Here is a 20,351-nt window from a genome sequence, read left to right as displayed (position 1 = left end):
GCCTGGGTCACGGCTTGAGGTGCCCTCCCTTCGTAGGCGTACGAAGGGAGGGCACCTTCGCGTCACCCCAGTTCCCGCACCGGCGCGCCCGCCAGGAACGCCTCGATGTCCTCGACCGCCTGCCCGAAGTAGCGGGCGTAGTTGCTCTCCGTCACGTACCCCAGATGGGGGAGGGCCAGGACGTTCGGCAGGGTCCGCAGCGGGTCGTCGGCCGGCAGCGGCTCCGTCGCGAAGACGTCGAGCCCGGCCCCGGCGATCCACCCCTCGCGCAGCGCCCGCAGCAGCGCCCCGCCGTCGACGAGCCCCGCCCGTGAGGTGTTGACGAGGTACGCGGACGGGCGCATCGCCCGCAGCTCCTGCTCCCCGATCAGGCCCCGGGTGCGATCCGACAGCACCAGGTGCAGGGAGACGAAGTCACTGCTCCCGAGCAGCTCCCGCCGGTCCTTCGCGAGCCGTACGCCGTGCTCCGCGGCCCGCTCCTCCGTGAGGTTCGGGCTCCAGGCGAGGACGTCCATGCCGAAGGCGAGGCCGATCCGGGCGACCCGGCCGCCGATCTTCCCGAGGCCGACGAGGCCGAGGGTCCGGCCGGCCAGGTCGGCGCCGACGGTGGACTGCCAGGGCCCGCCCTCCCGCAGCGCCTGCGCCTCGGTCCGTACGTGCCGGGCGAGGCCCAGGAGCAGGGCCCAGGTCAGCTCGGTGGGCGGCTCGGCGCTGCTGGCGGTGCCGCAGACGGTGATGCCGCGGGCGCGGGCGGCGGCGACGTCGATCGAGGCGTTCCGCAGCCCGGAGGTGACGATCAGCCGGAGCCGGGGGAGCCGGTCGAGGAGCGCGGCGTCGACGGGGGTGCGCTCCCGCATGACGACGAGGATCTCGCAGTCCTCGACGGCGGCGACGAGCGCGTCCCGGTCGGCGAGGTGCTCGCGCAGCGCGCGGACCTCGACCCGCCCGGCGAGCGGGCCCCAGTCGGCGGAGGAGAGGGCGACACCCTGATAGTCGTCGAGTACGGCGCAGCGCGGCAGCTTCATGACCGCATGATCGCCCTCCGCGCGACAAAGCCGCTCGCCCCCCAGGGAATTGCCCTGACTTGTCTCTCTTCGATATCGCCGCGAGGGGTGGCGGGCGACACCGTACGGCTCAGCGCCGCACGGTGTCGTCCGTCTTCAGGTCCTTCACGGCCTCGTCGAACTCGGGGAGCTGGTCGGGGCAGTAGACCTTCAGCACGAGCCGCTCGGCCTCAAGGGCCTTCGTGTCGGAGATGACGGGCCGCTGGCCGGGGCCGGTGGTGCCGTTCGACTGGCGGATCTTCCAGAGTGCGGTCTGCAGGGCGCTGCCCGGCGCATCGCAGACCGGGCCGCCGTCCGTACCGAGCAGCTGCTCGATCGTGTCGGCGTCGGGGGGCGCGGAGTATCCGGCCTCCAGCAGCTCGTCCTGGAGCTGGTTGGCCTTGGCGACGGACTCGCTGTTCGACCGGACGACCGTGTACTTGATCACCCCGGTGACGGCGAGGCCGACGAGGAGAACGATCGCGCCCCAGTAGATCCACTTGTGCTCGGAGGCGTAACGGGTGGGGCTCATGACCGGTCTCCCTCGGCCGTCGGGTCCGAAGAGGCTGCGGCGGTGCGCCAGCTCGGCTTGCGGAACTTCAGGAAGGCCCAGGGGATGAGGAACCCGAGGACGAGCAGGCCGCTGCCGATGAAGAGGGCGTACGCCCACACGCTGCCGCCGCCGAACTGGGACGGCGGGACGAAGCCGATGGCGAGGGCCGCGAGCGAGGCGAGCAGGCCGACCGTGCAGATCAGCCCCAGGGCGGGTGCCCGGTAGCCGCGCGGATGGTCGGGATGGGTCTTCCGCAGCCGCATCGCGGCGGCGAACATCAGCAGGTAGACGATGAGATAGACCTGCGTGGTGATGGTGGAGAAGATCCAGTAGACGCTCGACACGTTGGGGATGAGCGCGTACATCAGGGCGATGATCGAGGTCACGACGCCCTGGGTGACCAGGATGTTCTGCTGGACGCCGAACTTGTTGAGCTGCTGCAGGAACGGCGGCAGGTAGCCCTCGCTGCGGGAGATCTCCAGGAGGCCCTTGGACGGGCCGGCGAGCCAGGTCAGCATGCCGGCCAGGGAGGCGGAGATCAGCATGACGGCGGCGATCGGCGTCATCCAGCCGATGTCGAAGTACGAGAAGAAGGCGTCGAAGGCCTGCATCACGCCCGCGGTGAGGCTGAGCTGGTCGGCGGGGACGACCCAGCTGATCGCGAGCGCGGGCAGGATGAAGATCAGGAGCACCAGGCACACGGCCAGGAACATCGACTTCGGGTACTCCTTCCCCGGGTTCTTCAGCGAGGAGACGTGGACGGCGTTCATCTCCATGCCGGAGTACGAGAGGAAGTTGTTGACGATCAGGACGAGGCTGGCGAGGCCCGTCCACTGCGGCAGCAGGTGGTCGGCGTTCATGGGGGCGGCCGACGGGTTGCCCTGGCCGAGGAAGATCATGCCGAGGACGACGAGGATCGTGCCGGGTACGAGCGTCCCGATGACCAGGCCCCAACTGGACAGTCCCGCGAGGGCCTTCGTCCCGCGTGAGGAGACCCAGACGCCGGTCCAGTACAGGACCATGATGACGATCGCGGTGTAGACGCCGTTGGAGGCCAGGGACGGGTCGATGACGTACGCGATGGTGGAGGCCACGAAGGCCAGCAGGCTCGGGTAGTAGAAGATCGTCATCGCGAACTGGCACCAGACCGCGAGGAATCCGAGCGGTTTGGAGAGGCCCTCGGAGACCCAGCGGTAGACGCCGCCGTTCCAGCCGGAGGCGAGCTCGGCGGAGACCAGCGCCGTCGGCAGGAGGAAGACGATGGCCGGGACGAGGTAGAGGAAGACGCAGGCCAGGCCGTAGACGGCCATGGTGGGCGCGGCCCGCAGGCTCGCCACCGACGCGGTCGTCATCAGGGCGAGCGTCACCCACGTCATGGTGTTCGGCGCGGCCGCCCCGGCCGCCGCCGCACGTGGGCGGGGTACTTCGGCCGGGGTGTCGATGCTGCTCATGGGCCCTCCCATCGGTCACACGATCACCCCAGGCTGGATCGGGGGGTGGGGTGCGGCAACCGGTGGAACCCGTACGGGCTAGGGCGGCTCGGCGTTCCTCGGCGTGTCGGCCGTGAGGCGGCCTTCAGTCGCGCTTCGAGGTCGTCGAGGAGCGCCCCGAGCCCGTGCGCGAAGGTGTCGTCGAGGGCGTCGGCGAGCCCATGGCCTCCGTGGCGGCGGCGGGGCGCCGGCGGCCTCTGGGGGGCCACCCTGACCCCTGACGGCCGCGGCCCTCGTCCGACCCCTCAGGCGGTGGGCGTGCGCGTGAAGGACCGGCGGTACGAGCGGGGCGGGACGCCCCGGCGGCGGACGAACTGGGCGCGGAGCACGGCCGCGCTGCCGAAGCCGACCGCGTGGGCGATCTCCTCGACCGGCAGGTCCGTGGTCTCCAGGAGCTCCTCGGCGCGGCTGAGGCGCAGCCCGAGCAGCCAGGCGTGCGGGGTGGTGCCCGTGGAGGCGGCGAAACGGCGGGCGAAGGAACGCCGGCTCATCAGGGCCCGGCGGGCCAACTCGGCGACGGGGAGCGGCTCGTCGAGATGTTCCCGGGCCCAGGCGAGCACCTCGGAGAGCCGCTCGTCCTGACTGTCCTCGGGTACGGGAGTGGCCAGGTACTGGGCCTGGCCGCCGTCCCGGTGGGACGGGAGCACCAGGTCACGCGCGATGGCGTTGGCCGTGGTGGCGCCGTACTCCCGGCGCAGGAGGTGCAGGCACAGGTCGAAGCCGGCGGCGGCGCCCGCGCCCGTGGCGACGCTGCCCTCGTCCACGTACAGCGCGTCGGGGTCGACGGTGACGTCCGGGTGGCGCTCGGCGAGGAGGCCGGCGAACCGCCAGTGGGTGGTGGCCCGCCGCCCGTCGAGGAGCCCGGCGGCGGCGAGCGCGAAGGCGCCGACGCAGTGGGCCGCGACCAGCGCGCCGCGCCCGTGGGCGGCGTTCAGCGCGTCGAGTACGGCGGGGGCCGGGGGCGTACGGAAGTCGTTCCAGGGCAGGGCGATGACGAGGTCGGCCGAGGCGAGCCGGTCCAGGCCGTGCTCGACGACGAGCGGCAGACCGACGTCGGTGCGGACCCGGCCGGGCCGGTCGGTGCACAGGGCGAAGTCGAAGCGCGGCAGGCCCTGTCCGCGGAAGTCGAACACCTCGGAGACGATTCCGGCGCCGAGCATGCCGACGCCGGACGGGGCGTAGGCGGCGACGGTCACGAAGGGCGGCACCCCAGGAGTGTGGCACGGGCCGTCCGCGACACCTGGCACGATTCACGCGATCGGTGGCAGCACGGCCACTCGTGAAGGGGCCGCCGGAAGCGAAGACTTGGGTCCATGAACACCAACGACGACGCACTGCGCGGCCGCACCGCCCGCTACACGGTCCTGACCACCGGCTACACCCTCTCCACCGGCCCGGGGGTCGCCGCCACCGTCTCCTACGTGCACGACGGCGACCGGCACGTGATCGTCGACCCCGGCATGGTGGCCGGCCGCGACCGGATCCTCGGACCGCTCGCCGAACTGGGCCTCGGCCCCGACGACATCACTGACGTCGTGCTCAGCCACCACCACCCGGACAACACCATGAACGTCGGCCTCTTCGGCCAGGCGCGCGTCCACGACCACCACGCGATCTACGAGAACGACCAGTGGACCGACCGCGACGCCGAGGGCTACGAACTGACCCCGTCGCTCCGCCTGATCCGCACGCCTGGGCACAGCCGCGAGGACATCACGCTCCTCGCCGGCACCGACACGGACGTCGTCGCCTTCGTGGGCGACCTCTGGTGGCGTCCGAACGGCCCCGTGGACGACCCGGTCGCCCCGGACCACACGGTCCTGCGCGACTCCCGGCTCCGGGTGCTCGCCGCCGCGGACGTCATCGTGCCCGGCCACGGTCCGGCCTTCCCGGCCGACGACACGGCGCCGCGCTGACACGCCCGATCGGAGACGCGACCGATCGGAGACGCTACCGATCCGAGACCGACCGATCGCAGACGCGACCGATCCGAACGACCGAGGCCCCGGGGGAAATCCCCCGGGGCCTCTTCGGTCGTTCGACGGGAGGGCTAGGGCTGGGGCGGCTTCTGCTCGCCACCAGGCTGCTGATGCGTCCCCAGCTGTTCGTTGATCTTCTGCTGGGCCGTATCGACCTGGCTCTGGTACTTGTTGCCCGTCTTGGCGTCGATGGCGTCACCCGCCTTCTCGACACCCTGACGTGCGGTGTCCTCATGGCCCTTGAGCATGCCCTTGAGCTTGTCGAGCATGGACATTACTTGTCCTCCTCACGAAAAGCCGACGCCCCCAGCTTCGCGGCCAAGCGGAGTTTCCGCATCCTGAGGCGTGATGTCGCCGAGCTTCCAGGACCGGTCGAAGTACGGCTCCAGGGGCCCGTAGAAACGGGTGTAGGCGAACCAGTGGCGGCCGGGGACGGTCTGCACCCAGTTCGTCTCGCCCGACGCGGGCGGCTCGGGCCCGAAGTGGAGGACGACGGAGCCGTCGTCCTCGTACGTCAGCTCGTCGTCGCGCGAACCGCGGTCACCCCGCTGCTGGGGGTTGTCGATCAGGCACCGGGTCTCCGTGTCGTAGACGGTGACGGACCAGAAGAGCTTCGCGGGCGGATCGGCCGGGACCCGGAGCGTGTACGGGCGGGATCCGTCGAGCCACTGCCCGCCGGCATCGGTGTAGGTGCCGAGGTACGCCTGCCCGAGCCCGGGCGTCCGCGACTTCATGGCCTCGGAGAAGCTGACGGCCTCGTAGAACCAGGCCGCGCGCTCCAGCAGCTGGTCGTGGTGGTCGGCCCGCTGGTCGGAGCGGTCCAGCATCAGGACGAGGTCCCACTGGCGGTCGGGCCAGTAGCGGGAGCCGGGGAAGCGCTTGGCGAAGGAGTTCGTCTTCGCCATGAGCTCGCCGACGGCACTGGCCCGGGTCAGGATGCGGACCAGCCGCTCGTCGGGCGCGAACGGCTTCCCCTTCTCGATGCCGAGCTGCTTCAGCATGGCCAGGAAGAAGCGGTCGCGTTCGTCGACGGTCTCGCGCTGGTAGATGTCGTGCAGCCGCTCCCAGTACGCGAGCCCGCCCGGCTGGTCCCCGGACCAGGGACGGCCCTCCGGGGAGACGAGCCGGGTCGTGGCGCTCTCGTCTCCGTACGGGTGGATGCGGACGGCGTCGACGAGGGCCTTGGCCCGTACGGGGTCGGGGTCGAGGGTGCGGAAGCCGAACATGACGTTGAAGCCGGTCGAGGCGAGCAGCCGGTGGTCACGGTCGGCGCCCTCGGGCACCGCCTGACCGGGCGGGACGATCAGATAGCGGCCGCCCTGCCCGCGGTCGGGCCCCATCTCGCCCATGGCGCCGATCTCACGCTGCCAGAAGTCCGAGACCCCGCCGGCGGTCGGCCCGGCGGGCAGGTCGACGACCAGCGGCCCGGAGACGGACAGGTCGAAGAAGCCGAGGATGTACGGCGTGGTGGCGTTCGCGGTGATGAGGCCGAGCCGGTCGCGGTAGGTCACGTAGTGCACGAGGTCGTACGGCCCCGCCTCGAACACCTCCCGGTGCACCTTCTGCCACTGCGCGTACGAGACCAGCGGCAGCGCCCAGAGGTACGCCTGACAAGCCATCTGGTGGTCCAGCTCGTCGAAGACGAGCCCCAGGTCGGCCCGCCGGGGCAGGTCCCCCTCCATGACGAGGCTGTGCAAATCGCCTGAAAGCATGTCGAATTCGCTCATGCCGCCACGCTAGACGCCCCTCCTCCGCCCCGCCCGCCGAACGCAAGGACGGTTCATGTCGGTGCCGTTTCCGTCCAGCGGCCAGATCTTTCGCCCGCCCGGGGAGAACGCAAAACTGTGATCACCGGGGCAGCTCCCCGGAGATAAACAGGCAGTGTCGGCTGTCCGCATGCTGATGTCTGCACGTCGTCGGACGAAAACGAGAAGGGGGAAAGAGAAGTGCAGCGCGATCCGCTCCCGCAGAACCACGTGACACGGAATTCCGCCGGCTCGTCCGACTCGGACGACGGATCGGAAACGACAGCAAGAGGGTCGTAGGCAGCCGCCTGACCTCGTGTATCCCCGGTGGACGGAGCCCCGGCTCGCACCGACGGCAGCAATTCCCCTTTCACGCCGAGGCTTTCTTCGCCATGCCCGCCCGGCGTGTCCCCGCCTTGCTCCCGGCGCTTTGCGCGCCGGTTCTTCTCGAACCCGGATCGGTGATGAAGTGACGCTCTCCATGGAAATGATCTCGGCCGACGCCCTCGCCCGTCAGCAGGAATTCTGGCGGCGAAGGCTGGCCGGTGTGGAACCACTGGAGTTCCCCACGGACCGCCCCCGGCCGCTCAGCCATCCCGGCGTCACCGACACCGTCCGCTTCACCGTTCCCGCCGCCACGGCCGAGGGCCTGCGGACGCTGGCCTCCGGGCAGGACGCGTCGCTGTTCACGGCGGGTCTCGCGGGGCTCCAGGCGCTGCTGTCCCGCTGGTCGCGCCAGGACGACATCGCGGTGGGCACCCCCACGGCCCCCCGCGCCGGCGAGCAGCTCCCGAACACGCTGGTCATGCGGGCGGACCTGACCGCGAACCCGTCGTTCACCGACCTCCTCGGCCAGGTGCGGGAGACGGCGCTCGACGCGTACGGGCACCAGGACCTGCCGTTCGAGCGGATCGTGGAGGAGCTCGTCCCGGAGCGGGACCTCTCGCGCAACGCCCTCTTCCAGGTCATGTACGAGCTCCGCGAGACCACGCCGGCCGCCGCCCCGCAGACGGCCGCGTGCGACCTGTCGCTCGTCCTCACCCCGGCCGAGGGCGGCGCGCTCACCGCCGAACTCGCCTACGCCGCCGAGCTGTTCGACCGCACCACCGTCGAGCGTCTCGCCGGCCACTACGTCAACCTCCTGACGGCCGCGCTCGCCCACCCGGACCGTCCCGTCGGCCACCTCGACCTCCTCGGCGTACAGGAGCGGGATCAGCTGCTCGGCGCCTTCAACGACACCTCCGTCCCGTACGAGGACGACATCACCGTCCACCGGCTCTTCGAGCGGCAGGCCGCCCGCACGCCGGACGCCGTCGCGGTCCTCTTCGGGGACACCCGCCTCACGTACGCCGAGCTCAACGCCCGGGGAAACCGGCTGGCCCACCACCTGATGGGCCGGGGCGTCACGGCCGGCGACCTGGTCACGGTCTGCGTCGACCGGGGCCCGGACATGATCGTCGCCCTCCTCGGCGTCATGAAGACCGGCGCCGCGTACGTCCCCCTCGACCCCGACTACCCGGCGGCGCGCCTGGAGTTCATGCTCTCCGACACCCGCGCCCCGCTCGTCGTCACGCAGTCGCACCTCGTCGAGCGCCTGCCGGGAACGGCCGCGCAGGTCTTGATGGACACCGACTGGGACGCCATCGCGGAGGCCCCCGCCACCGACCCCGCCCCGCAGTCGGGCCCGCAGGACCTGGCGTACATCATCTACACCTCCGGTTCGACCGGGACGCCGAAGGGCGTCATGGTGCAGCACCAGGCGATCTGCCGGCTGATCGACAACAACTGGTTCGCGGACATCACCGCCACCGACGTCGTCGCCCAGACCTGCAACTTCTGCTTCGACGTCTTCACCTGGGAGTGCTGGGGCGCCCTCACCTCGGGCGCCGCGCTCGCCATCGTGACCAAGGAAGCGCTCGTCGACACCCCGCTCCTCGCGTCCACCCTCCGCGCCCACGACGTCACCACGATGTGGCTGACCGCCCCGCTCTTCAACCACCACGTCTCCGAGGCCCCCGACCTGGTCGCCGGGATGAAGACGGTCATGTACGGCGGCGACGCCGTCGAGCGCTCGGTCGCCGACGCCCTCCTCGCCGGCCCCCACGCGCCGGAGCACCTCGTCAACGGCTACGGCCCGACCGAGGCGGCCGTCTTCGCGACCTGCTACATCGTCGACCCGGACGGCCCGCAGATCACGTCCATGCCGATCGGCCGGCCCATCGCGAACACCGAGGCCCTGATCATGGACCGCTTCGGCGGCCTCGCACCGGTCGGCGTCCCCGGCGAGCTGTGGATCGGCGGCCCCGGCGTGGCCCGGGGCTACTGGAACCGGCCCGAGCTCACCGAGGAGCGCTTCGTCCCGCACCCCTTCTCGCAGGACGCGGGCGAGCGCGTCTACCGCACCGGCGACCTGGTCCGCTGGCTCCCCGACGGGAACATCGAGTTCCTCGGCCGCATCGACCAGCAGGTGAAGCTGCGCGGTCTGCGCATCGAGCTCGGCGAGATCGAGGCGGCCCTCGCCGCCCACGAGGACGTCGCCAACGTCACCGTGGTCGTCCGCGAGGACACCCCCGGCGAGAAGCACCTCGTCGGCTACTGCGTCCCCGTCGTCGGCCGGGTCCTGACCGTCGCCGCCCTGCGGGCGCGGCTCCGCGAGAGCCTGCCCGACTACATGGTCCCGAACTGGTTCGTCTTCCTCGACGCCCTGCCCCTGACCCCCAACGGCAAGGTCGACCGCCGCTCGCTGCCCGTGCCCGACGGCGCAGGCCAGGCCGCCGACGGCGACTACACCGCCCCGCGCAACGAGACCGAGCAGGTCATCGCCGACATCTGGCGGGACGTCCTCGGCCTCGACCGGGTCGGCGTCCACGACGACTTCTTCCTCCTCGGCGGGCACTCCCTGCACGCCGTCCGGATGGTCTCGCGGGTCGCGAAGCGGCTGAACGTCGAGCTGACCGTCCGCGACATGTTCAACGCCCCGACGGTCGCGCTGCTCGCGGACGCCCTCACCCACGGAGACGGGGGCGTCGCCGTACCCCTGCTTCCCCGTGAGGACGGCGCCACCGTCCTCCCGCTCTCTTTCGCGCAGCGGCGGCTGTGGTTCCTGGACCAGCTGGAGCCGGGCAGCGCGGAGTACGTGATCCCCTTCGGCTTCGAGGTGGAGGGCGTACTCGACCTTGCGGCCCTGGAGACGGCCTTCTCGGGCCTTGTCGCGCGGCACGAGGTGCTGCGGACCCGGTTCGTGACCGGCGAGGACAGCGAGCCGGTGCAGGTCGTCGGCGAGCCGTGGCAGGTGCGGGCCGAGCTGATCGACCTGCGGCACATCGCCGACGCGGCCGAGCGCGAGCGGCAGGCCCGCGCGGCCGTCGACGCCGGCGCGGGCGAGCCCTTCGACCTGTCGGGCGGGCGGCTGCTCCGCGTGACGGTCGTGCGGCTCACGGACGACCGCCAGCTACTCATGACGGCGATCCACCACATCGTGGCCGACGGCTGGTCGGTGTCGGTGCTCACGGACGAGCTGCGGGAGTTCTACGCGGCGGCCGTGGAGGGCCGGGAGGCAGGTCTGGCCGAACTGGCGGTCCAGTACGGGGACTTCGCGCTCTGGCAGCACCAGTGGCTGACCCCGGAGCGTGCCGAGCGTCAGCTCGGGTACTGGCGGGAGAACCTCGCCGGGGTCGAGCCGCTGGAGCTTCCGACCGACCGTCCGCGCCCGTTGGTGCGTTCCGGCGCGGGTGACGCGGTGACCTTCCGCGTACCGGCGGAGACGGCGGAGGGCCTTCGGAAGCTGGCCTCCGGGCAGAACGCCTCGCTCTTCATGGCGGGTCTGGCGGGCTTCCAGGTGCTCCTGTCGCGCTGGTCGCGGCAGGACGACATCGCGGTGGGGACGCCGGTCGCCGGCCGTAACCGCGCCGAGGTGGAAGACCTGGTCGGCTTCTTCGTCAACACCCTGGTCATGCGGGCGGACTTGGCCGCGAACCCGTCCTTCACCGACCTCCTCGGTCAGGTGCGGGAGACGGCCCTGGGGGCGTACGGCCACCAGGACCTGCCCTTCGAGCGGATCGTCGAGGAGCTGGCCCCCGAACGGGACCTCTCCCGCAACGCCCTCTTCCAGGTCATGTTCGCCCTCCAGAACGTCCCGGAGAGCGCCTGGACCCTCCCCGGCCTCTCCCTCGACACCATCGAAGTCGCCACGCACGCCTCGAAGTTCGACCTGACGCTCTTCCTCACCGAGCAGTCCGACGGCTCGCTCGACGCCGAGATCGTGTACTCCACCGAGCTCTTCGACCGCGCCACCGTCGAGCGCCTCGCCGGCCACTACGTCAACCTCCTGGCGGCGGTGCTCGCCCACCCGGACCGCCCCGTCGGGCGCCTGGACCTGCTGGACGCGGGGGAGCGGGACCGGCTGATCGCCGCCGCCACCGTCCCGGACGAGTACGAGGGCGCGGCCACGATCCAGGCCCTGGTGGAGGCGCAGGTCGCCCGCACGCCGGACGCCCCGGCGGTGGTGTCCGATGCCGTGGAGCTGTCGTACGCGGAGCTGAACGCCCGCGCCAACCGGCTCGCGCACCACCTCATGGGCCGGGGCGTCACCGCCGGCGACCTGGTCACGGTCTGCGTCGACCGGGGCGCGGACATGATCGTCGCGCTGCTCGGCGTCCTGAAGGCGGGCGCGGCCTACGTGGCGCTCGACCCCGACTACCCGGCGGCGCGCCTGGAGTTCATGCTCTCGGACACCCGCGCCCCGCTGGTCGTCACGCAGGCGCACCTCGTCGAGCGCCTGCCGGGAACGGCCGCGCAGGTCGTGATCGACTCCGATTGGGACGTCATCGCGGAGGCCCCCGCCACCGACCCCGCGCCGCAGTCGGGCCCGCAGGACCTGGCGTACCTCATCTACACCTCGGGATCGACCGGGACGCCCAAGGGCGTCATGATCAGGCACCAGGGCGTGGTGAACTACCTGGGCTTCCTGACCGGATCCGTCCTCGGCGGGCAGAACCCCGGGACGCTCCTCCAGACGGTCTCCATCTCCTACGACGCCTCGGTACGGGAGATCTTCGGCGGCCTCGCCTCCGGCGCCCGGCTCCGGATCATGCCGACCGGCTCCATGGCCGACCCCAGGACCTACCTGGAGGCGGCGGAGACCGAAGGCGTACGGAACATCCTCAGCTGCGTGCCCAGTGCCTACCGGGTGCTCGTGCAGACGGCGGCCGAGTGCGGGATCGACCTCGCCTTCGACACGGTCCTGCTCAGCGGGGAGAGCCCGACGCTTCTCGCGGGCGAGCAGGCGCTCGTGCACGCCTCGGCGAAGGAGGTGGTCAACCACTACGGCCCGACCGAGACGACCATGACCGCCGTTTTCCACCGCCACCACCGGATCTCCGACGGCAACCTCGTCGGCCGGCCCCTCGCGAACGTGCAGGCGCTCGTCATGGACCGGTTCGGCGGCCCGGCGCCGGTCGGCGTCCCCGGTGAGCTGTGGATCGGCGGCCCGGGCGTGGCCCGGGGCTACTGGAACCGCCGCGTCCTGACGGACGAGTGCTTCGTCCCGCACCCCTTCTCCTCCGACCCCGGAGCCCGCGTCTACCGCACCGGTGACCTGGTGCGCTGGCTCCCCGACGGGAACCTGGAGTTCCTGGGCCGCATCGACCGGCAGGTGAAGCTGCGCGGTCTGCGCATCGAGCTCGGCGAGATCGAGTCCGCGCTCGCCGCCCACGAGGACGTCGCCGCCGCCACGGTGATCGTCCGCGAGGACACCCCCGGCGACCGGCGTCTCGTCGGCTACTGCGTCCCCGTCGCGGGCCGTGAGCCGACCGTCGTGGAGCTCCGCTCCCGGCTGCGGGAGAGCCTGCCCGACTACATGGTCCCGAACTGGTTCGTCTTTCTCGACGCGCTGCCGCAGACCCCCAACGGCAAGGTCGACCGCAAGGCGCTGCCGCAGCCGGACGGCGACCGCCCGGACACGGACGGCGGGTACGTCGAGCCGCGCAACAGGACCGAGCGGATCGTCGCCGACATCTGGGCCGAGGTCCTGGGCGTGGACCGGGTGGGCGTCCACGACAACTTCTTCCACCTCGGCGGACACTCCCTGCACGCGGTCCAGGTGATCCTGCGCGTGGCCAGGAAGCTCCACGTCGAGCTGGCCGTCCGCCGCATGTTCCTCTACCCGACCGTCGCGGACATGGCCGTGGCCGTCGCCGAGGGCACGCCCGTGAGCGACGGGCTTCCGGTGCTGCCCCGCGCCGAGGGCACCGTCGTACCGCTCTCCTTCGCGCAGCGGCGGCTGTGGTTCCTGGACCAGCTGGAGCCGGGCAGCGCGGAGTACGTGATCCCCTTCGGCTTCGAGGTGGACGGCTCGCTCGACCCGGTGGCCCTGGAGACGGCGTTCTCGGGTCTGGTCGCGCGGCACGAGGTGCTGCGCACGCGGTTCGTGACCGGTGAGGGCGGCGAGCCCGTCCAGGTCGTGGACGAGGCGTGGCGGGTGCCGGTCGAGGTCGTGGACCTGCGGCACGTCGCCGACGAGGCCGAGCGCGAGCGCCAGGCCCGCGTCACCCTGGAGAACAGGGCCTGCCGCCCCTTCGACCTGACCAGCGGCCGGCTGCTGCGGGTGACGGTCGTGCGGCTGGCCGACGAGCGCCAGCTGCTCATGACGGCGATCCACCACATCGTCGCGGACGGCTGGTCGGTGTCGGTGCTCACGGACGAGCTCCGCGAGTCCTACGCGGCGGCGCTGGCAGGACGGGACGCCGCACTGGCCGAGCTCCCGGTCCAGTACGGTGACTTCGCTCTCTGGCAGCACCAGTGGCTGACCCCGGAGCGTGCCGAGCGTCAGCTCGGGTACTGGCGGGAGAACCTCGCCGGCGTCGAGCCGCTGGAGCTTCCGACGGACCGTCCGCGCCCGTTGGTGCGTTCCGGGGCGGGTGACGCGGTGACCTTCCGCGTACCGGCGGAGACGGCGGAGGGCCTGCGGAAGCTGGCCACCGGGCAGAACGCCTCCCTCTTCATGGCGGGTCTGGCGGGCTTCCAGGTCCTGCTCTCCCGCTGGTCGCGTCAGGACGACATCGCGGTCGGCACCCCGATCGCGGGCCGCAACCGCGCCGAGGTCGAGGACCTGGTCGGCTTCTTCGTCAACACCCTGGTCATGCGGTCGGATCCGGTGGTCGCGTCAGGACGACATCGCGGTCGGCACCCCGATCGCGGGCCGCAACCGCGCCGAGGTCGAGGACCTGGTCGGCTTCTTCGTCAACACCCTGGTCATGCGGTCGGATCTCACGTCCAACCCCTCCTTCACCGACCTCCTCGGTCAGGTGCGGGAGACGGCCCTGGGGGCGTACGGGCACCAGGACCTGCCGTTCGAGCGGATCGTGGAGGAGCTGGCCCCCGAGCGGGACCTCTCCCGCAACGCCCTCTTCCAGGTCATGTTCGAGCTCCGCGAGACCACGCTGGGCACCACCGACTTCGTCACCGACGGAGCCCGGTGGACCTCGGACGAGACGGTGATCTCGGAGGCGGCCAAGTTCGACCTGTCGCTGACGCTGACCCCGGCGGCGGACGGCGGCTTCGCCGGAGAACTCGTCTACTCCACCGAGCTGTTCGACCGCACGACGGCCGAGCGCCTCGCCGGCCACTACGCGAACCTGCTGGACGGGGCCGTGGCCGACCCGGCGCGTCCCGTCGGGGAGCTCGACCTCCTCGGCGCCCCCGAGCGGGACCGGCTGCTCGGCACCTTCAACGACACCGCCGTCCCGTACGAGGACGACATCACCGTCCACGAGCTGTTCGCGCAGCAGGCGGCCCGCACCCCCGACGCCGTGGCGATCGTCTGCGAGGGCACCCGCCTCTCGTACGCGGAGCTCAACGCCCGGGCCAACCGGCTCGCCCACCACCTCATCGACCTGGGCATCACGACCGACGACCTGGTCACGGTCTGCGTCGACCGGGGCCCGGACATGATCGTGGCGCTGCTGGGCGTGATGAAGGCGGGTGCGGCGTACGTCCCGCTCGACCCCGACTACCCGGCCGCGCGCCTGGAGTTCATGCTCTCGGACACCCGCGCCCCGCTCGTCATCACGCAGGCGCACCTCGCGGACCGGCTCCCGGAGACGGCCACGCAGGTCCTCGTCGACACCGACCTGCCCGCGATCGCCGCGCGGCCGGTCACCGACCCCGTACGGCGGGCGGGCCCGGACGACCTGGCGTACCTCATCTACACCTCCGGATCGACCGGCACCCCCAAGGGCGTCATGATCCAGCACCGGTCGATGAGCAACAGGCTCCAGGAGATGCGCAGCCGGTACGGGATCACGGCCGCCGACCGCGTCCTGCAGTTCGCCTCCGTGACCTTCGACGCGGCGGCGGAGCAGATCTTCCCCACCCTGATCTCCGGCGCGCGCCTTGTCATGCGGGGTACGGAGAAGTGGAGCCCCACCTCCCTCCTCCAGACCATCGGCTCCGAGGGCGTCACGGTCGGCGAGCTGACCCCCGCCCTGTGGGAGCAGGTCGTCCCGCACCTCGGCAACGGCCGGTCGCTGGGCCCCGACTTCCGGCTGCTCGTCCTCGGCGGTGAGCAGGTGCCGGCCGCGGCGGTGCAGGAGTGGTTCCGGTACACCTCCGTGCCGATCTACAACACGTACGGTCCGACCGAGACGACGATCACCGCCACGTCGAGCCTGATCACCAGGCCGCGCGGAGTGATCCTGATCGGCTCGCCGATCGCGAACACCGAGGCCCTGGTGATGGACCGCTTCGGCGGCCTGGCGCCGGTCGGCGTCCCCGGCGAGCTGTGGATCGGCGGCGCGGGCGTGGCCCGGGGGTACTGGAACCGGCCGGAGCTCACCGAAGAGGTCTTCGTCCCGCACCCCTTCTCCGACGAGCCGGGGGCCCGGGTCTACCGGACCGGTGACCTGGTGCGCTGGCTCCCCGACGGGAACCTGGAGTTCCTGGGCCGGATCGACCAGCAGGTGAAGCTGCGCGGTCTGCGCATCGAGCTCGGCGAGATCGAGTCCGCGCTGTCCGGGCACGAGGACGTCGCCGCGGCCGTCGTGATCGTCCGCGAGGACACCCCCGGCGACAAGCGCCTGGTCGCCTACTGCGTCCCGGCCGCCGGCAGCGTGCCGAGCGTCGCCGGTCTGCGGACGCGGCTCCGCGAGAGCCTGCCCGACTACATGGTCCCGAACTGGTTCGTCCTGCTCGACGCCCTGCCGCTGACGCCCAACGGCAAGGTCGACCGCAAGGCCCTGCCGGAGCCGGAGGGCGACCGCCCGGACACGGACGACGAGTACGTCGCCCCGCGTACCGAGGTGGAGCGGATCATCGCCGGCATCTGGGGCGAGGTCCTCGGCATCGACCGGATCGGCGTCCACGACAACTTCTTCCACCTCGGCGGGCACTCGCTCCTCGCCACCCGGGTGATCAACCAGATCGACCTGCTGACCGGTCTCGAAGTCAGCCTCAGGAAGTTCTTCCTCACGCCCACTGTCGCGGAAGTCAGCGCGCACGTCCTGGAACTGCTCGCGCTCGAAGACGCCCCGGCCGATCCGGCCGCCCCGGCCGGCTCCGCCTCCTCCGACTCGACTTCTCTCTGATCAGGTAAGGGACAATTCCGATGAGTATCGCTACAGGCGACAGCCTCGAGTCGCGTCTTCTCGCCCGGATGAACAAGCGCACGGTGGACGACCGCATCAAGCGCGTCGAGAGCCCGGGCGGCAAGCCGCTCTCCTTCGCGCAGCGCCGGCTGTGGTTCCTGGACCAGCTGGAGCCGGGGAGCGCGGAGTACGTGATCCCCTTCGGGTTCGAGATCGGCGGTGCCCTCGACCTGGCGGCCCTGGAGTCGGCCTTCTCCGGACTGGTCGCTCGGCACGAGGTGCTGCGGACCCGGTTCGTGACGGGTGAGGACGGCGAGCCGGTCCAGGTCGTGGACGAGGCGTGGCGGGTGCCGGTCGAGGTCGTGGACCTGCGGCACGTCGCCGACGGGACCGAGCGCGAGCGCCAGGCCAAGGCGGCTGTCGACGCGGGGGTGGCCGGGGCGTTCGACCTGTCCGGCGGGCGACTGCTCCGCGTGACGGTCGTGCGGCTCACGGACGAGCGGCAGCTCCTGGCGATGGCGATCCACCACATCGTCGCGGACGGCTGGTCGGTGTCGGTGCTGACGGACGAGCTCCGCGCGTTCTACACGGCGGTGCTTGAGGGCCGGGAGGCCGGACTGGCCGAACTGCCCATCCAATACGGGGACTTCGCGCTCTGGCAGCACCAGTGGCTGACTCCGGAGCGGGAGGAGCGTCAGCTCGGGTACTGGCGGGAGAACCTCGCCGGGATCGAGCCGCTGGAGCTGCCGACGGACCGTCCGCGTCCGCTGCACCGGTCGGGTGCGGGTGACGCGGTGACCTTCAAGGTCGGCGCGGAGGTGACGAAGGGGCTCCAGGAGCTCGCGTCGGCGCAGGGCGCCTCGCTCTTCATGGCAGGACGACATCGCGGTCGGCACCCCGATCGCGGGCCGCAACCGCGCCGAGGTCGAGGACCTGGTCGGCTTCTTCGTCAACACCCTGGTCATGCGGTCGGACTTGGCCGCGAACCCTTCCTTCACCGACCTCCTCGGTCAGGTGCGGGAGACGGCGCTCGGCGCGTTCGGCCACCAGGACCTGCCCTTCGAGCGGATCGTGGAGGAGCTGGCCCCCGAGCGGGACCTCTCCCGCAACGCCCTCTTCCAGGTCATGTTCGCCCTCCAGAACGTCCCGGACGGCACCTGGACCCTCCCCGGCCTGGCCGTCGACACCGTCGAAGTCGCGACGCACGCATCGAAGTTCGACCTGACGCTGTTCCTCACCGAGCAGTCCGACGGCTCGCTCGACGCCGAGATCGTGTACTCCACCGAGCTGTTCGACCGCACCACCGTGGAGCGCCTCGCCGGCCACTACACCCGCCTTCTCGGCGCGGTCGTCGCCGACCCGGTGCGCCCGGTCGGGGAGCTCGACGTCCTCGGCGACGCCGAACGGGAGCAGGTCCTCCGTACCTTCAACGGCACCCCCGTCCCGTACGAGGACGACGTGACCGTCCACGCGCTCTTCGAGCGGCAGGCCGCCCGCACCCCGGACGCCACCGCCGCCACGTTCGACGGGACGCGCCTCACCTACGCCGAGCTGAACGCCCGGGCGAACCGGCTCGCGCACCACCTGACGGGTCTGGGCGTCACGCCCGGCGACCTGGTCGCGGTGTGCCTGGACCGGGGCCTGGACATGATCGTCGCGCTCCTCGGCGTGACGAAGGCCGGTGCGGCGTACGTGCCGCTCGACCCCGACTACCCCGCCGCCCGCCTGGAGTTCATGCTCTCCGACACCCGCGCCCCGCTGGTCGTCACCCAGGAGCACCTGGCCGGCCGGCTCCCCGGCACCGCCGCCCGCGTCCTCGTCGACGCCGACCGGGCCGCGATCGCCGCGCGGCCCGCCGCCGACCCCGCCCCGCAGTCGGGCCCGCAGGACCTGGCGTACATCATCTACACCTCCGGTTCGACGGGGACGCCGAAGGGCGTCATGGTGCAGCACCAGGCGATCTGCCGGCTGATCGACAACAACTGGTTCGCGGACATCTCCTCCACCGACGTCGTCGCCCAGGCGGCCAACTTCTCCTTCGACGCCTTCACCCTGGAGTACTGGGGCGCCCTCACGGCCGGTGCCTCCGTGGCGGTCCTCTCCAAGGACGTCGTGCTCGACCCGGAGCGGCTGCGCGCGGCCATCCGCACGCAGGGCATCTCCACGATGTGGCTGACCGCCCCGCTCTTCAACCAGCACGTCGCGGAGTGCCCGGACCTGCTGGCCGGGATGAAGACGGTGCTGTACGGCGGCGACGCCGTCGAGCGGTCGGTCGCCGACGCCCTCCTCGCCGGCCCCCACGCGCCGCGGAACCTGGTCAACGGCTACGGGCCGACGGAGACCACGGTCTTCGCGACCTGCTACGTCGTCGACCCGGCGGGCCCGCAGCTCACGTCCATGCCGATCGGCCGGCCCATCGCGAACACCGAGGCCCTGATCATGGACCGCTTCGGCGGCCCGGCGCCGGTCGGCGTCCCCGGCGAGCTGTGGATCGGCGGCCCCGGCGTGGCCCTCGGCTACTGGAACCGGCCCGAGCTCACCGAGGAGCGGTTCGTCCCGCACCCCTTCTCGACCGACCCCGGGGCCCGCGTCTACCGGACCGGCGACCTGGTGCGCTGGCTCCCCGACGGGAACATCGAGTTCCTCGGCCGCATCGACCAGCAGGTGAAGCTGCGCGGTCTGCGCATCGAGCTCGGCGAGATCGAGTCCGCGCTCGCCGCCCACGAGGACGTCGCCGGCGTCACGGTGATCGTCCGCGAGGACACCCCGGGCGACAAGCGGCTCGTCGGCTACTGCGTCCCGGCCGCCGGCCGCGAGCTGACCGTCGCCGGGCTGCGGGCGCACCTGCGGGAGAGCCTGCCCGACTACATGGTCCCCGGCTGGTTCGTCTTCCTCGACACCCTGCCGCTCACGCCCAACGGCAAGGTCGACCGCAAGGCCCTGCCCGCGCCCGACGGCGCCCGGCAGGCCGCCGACGGCGACTACACCGCCCCGCGCACCGAGACCGAGCGGATCATCGCCGACATCTGGCGGGACGTCCTCGGCCTCGACCAGGTCGGCGTCCACGACGACTTCTTCCAGCTCGGCGGGCACTCGCTCCTGGCGACCCGGCTCGTCTCGCGCATCAACAAGGCGCTCGGCGCGACCGTCACCGTCCGGCAGCTCTTCGAGGCGCGGACCGTCGGCTGCCTGGCCGCCGAGGCCGAGTCGGCGGCGCAGCAGGAGAGCGCGATCGGACGGCGCCCCGCCGGCACCGCCGTCGTCCCGCTGTCCTTCGCGCAGCGGCGGCTGTGGTTCCTGGACCAGCTGGAGCCGGGGAGCGCCGAGTACGTGATCCCGTTCGGTTTCGCGGTGGACGGCGTACTGGACCTGGCGGCCCTGGAGACGGCCTTCTCGGGCCTGGTCGCGCGGCACGAGGTGCTGCGGACCCGGTTCGTCACCGGCGCCGACGACGAGCCCGTCCAGGTCGTCGACGACCCGTGGCAGGTGCGGAGCGAGCTGGTCGACCTGCGGCACATCGCCGACGAGGCCGAGCGCGAGACGCTGGCCCGCGTCACCCTCGACTCCAAGGCCTGCCGCCCCTTCGACCTGACGAGCGGCCGGCTGCTGCGGGTGACCGTGCTGCGCCTGGCCGACGAGCGTCACCTGCTGATGGTGGCGATCCACCACATCGTCGCGGACGGCTGGTCGGTGGCGGTGCTCACGGACGAGCTCCGCGAGTTCTACACGGCGGCCCTGGAGGACCGCGCACCGGTGCTCGACGAACTGGCGGTCCAGTACGGGGACTTCGCGCTCTGGCAGCACCAGTGGCTGACTCCGGAGCGGGAGGAGCGCCAGCTCGGGTACTGGCGGGAGAACCTCGCCGGGATCGAGCCGCTGGAGCTGCCGACGGACCGTCCGCGTCCGCTGCACCGCTCGGGTGCGGGTGACGCGGTGACCTTCAAGGTCGGCGCGGAGGTG

General features: G+C 71.8%; 9 protein-coding genes and 1 pseudogene. 3 read left to right on the top strand and 7 right to left on the bottom strand.

What is annotated here, in order from left to right:
- Positions 1–62: 62 nt before the first annotated feature.
- The 4 genes from ASC82_RS27145 to ASC82_RS27130 form a co-directional block, all read right to left on the bottom strand.
- Positions 63–1,025: a D-2-hydroxyacid dehydrogenase family protein gene (locus tag ASC82_RS27145; RefSeq protein WP_056653340.1), complete on the bottom strand. Its 963-nt coding sequence runs from the start codon at positions 1,023–1,025 to the stop codon at positions 63–65.
- Between the two features lie 109 nt (positions 1,026–1,134).
- A complete protein-coding gene (locus tag ASC82_RS27140; RefSeq protein WP_056653337.1) occupies positions 1,135–1,575 on the bottom strand; it encodes a hypothetical protein in 441 nt (146 codons plus the stop codon).
- Positions 1,572–3,047 (bottom strand): APC family permease, encoded by a 1,476-nt coding sequence (locus tag ASC82_RS27135; RefSeq protein WP_056653334.1) that lies wholly within the window; start codon positions 3,045–3,047, stop codon positions 1,572–1,574. Before ASC82_RS27135 ends, ASC82_RS27140 begins: the two co-directional genes overlap by 4 nt.
- A gap of 284 nt (positions 3,048–3,331) precedes the next feature.
- Positions 3,332–4,246, bottom strand: a complete 915-nt coding sequence (locus tag ASC82_RS27130) for a helix-turn-helix domain-containing protein (RefSeq protein WP_056654302.1) — start codon at positions 4,244–4,246, stop codon at positions 3,332–3,334.
- A gap of 153 nt (positions 4,247–4,399) precedes the next feature.
- On the opposite strand from ASC82_RS27130, the gene ASC82_RS27125 reads away from it, so the two are divergent.
- Positions 4,400–5,002 (top strand): MBL fold metallo-hydrolase, encoded by a 603-nt coding sequence (locus tag ASC82_RS27125; protein ID WP_056653331.1) that lies wholly within the window; start codon positions 4,400–4,402, stop codon positions 5,000–5,002.
- 134 nt (positions 5,003–5,136) lie between these two features.
- Here ASC82_RS27125 and ASC82_RS27120 read toward each other — a convergent pair whose 3' ends face one another.
- Both ASC82_RS27120 and ASC82_RS27115 read right to left on the bottom strand, forming a co-directional pair.
- Complete coding sequence (locus tag ASC82_RS27120) at positions 5,137–5,340, bottom strand: antitoxin (protein ID WP_056653328.1); 204 nt, start codon at positions 5,338–5,340, stop codon at positions 5,137–5,139.
- 12 nt (positions 5,341–5,352) lie between these two features.
- Complete coding sequence (locus ASC82_RS27115; protein ID WP_107105978.1) at positions 5,353–6,792, bottom strand: DUF1254 domain-containing protein; 1,440 nt, start codon at positions 6,790–6,792, stop codon at positions 5,353–5,355.
- Between the two features lie 499 nt (positions 6,793–7,291).
- Here ASC82_RS27115 and ASC82_RS31290 point away from each other — a divergent pair.
- Positions 7,292–13,951 (top strand): annotated as a pseudogene (locus ASC82_RS31290) (amino acid adenylation domain-containing protein); the annotation flags it as partial.
- Between the two features lie 112 nt (positions 13,952–14,063).
- On the top strand, positions 14,064–16,391 hold the full coding sequence (locus ASC82_RS29740) for a non-ribosomal peptide synthetase (RefSeq protein WP_079039505.1): 2,328 nt from the start codon (positions 14,064–14,066) through the stop codon (positions 16,389–16,391).
- Between the two features lie 694 nt (positions 16,392–17,085).
- Here ASC82_RS29740 and ASC82_RS31285 read toward each other — a convergent pair.
- Positions 17,086–17,262: a hypothetical protein gene (locus ASC82_RS31285; protein ID WP_242427797.1), complete on the bottom strand. Its 177-nt coding sequence runs from the start codon at positions 17,260–17,262 to the stop codon at positions 17,086–17,088.
- Between the last annotated feature and the right edge of the window lie 3,089 nt (positions 17,263–20,351).

Origin of the sequence: Streptomyces sp. Root431, from assembly GCF_001426585.1 — a bacterium.
GTDB lineage: Bacteria > Actinomycetota > Actinomycetes > Streptomycetales > Streptomycetaceae > Streptomyces > Streptomyces stackebrandtii.
The sequence above is the reverse complement of the archived record's forward strand: the minus strand, read 5'-3'. Positions and strand labels throughout refer to the sequence as shown.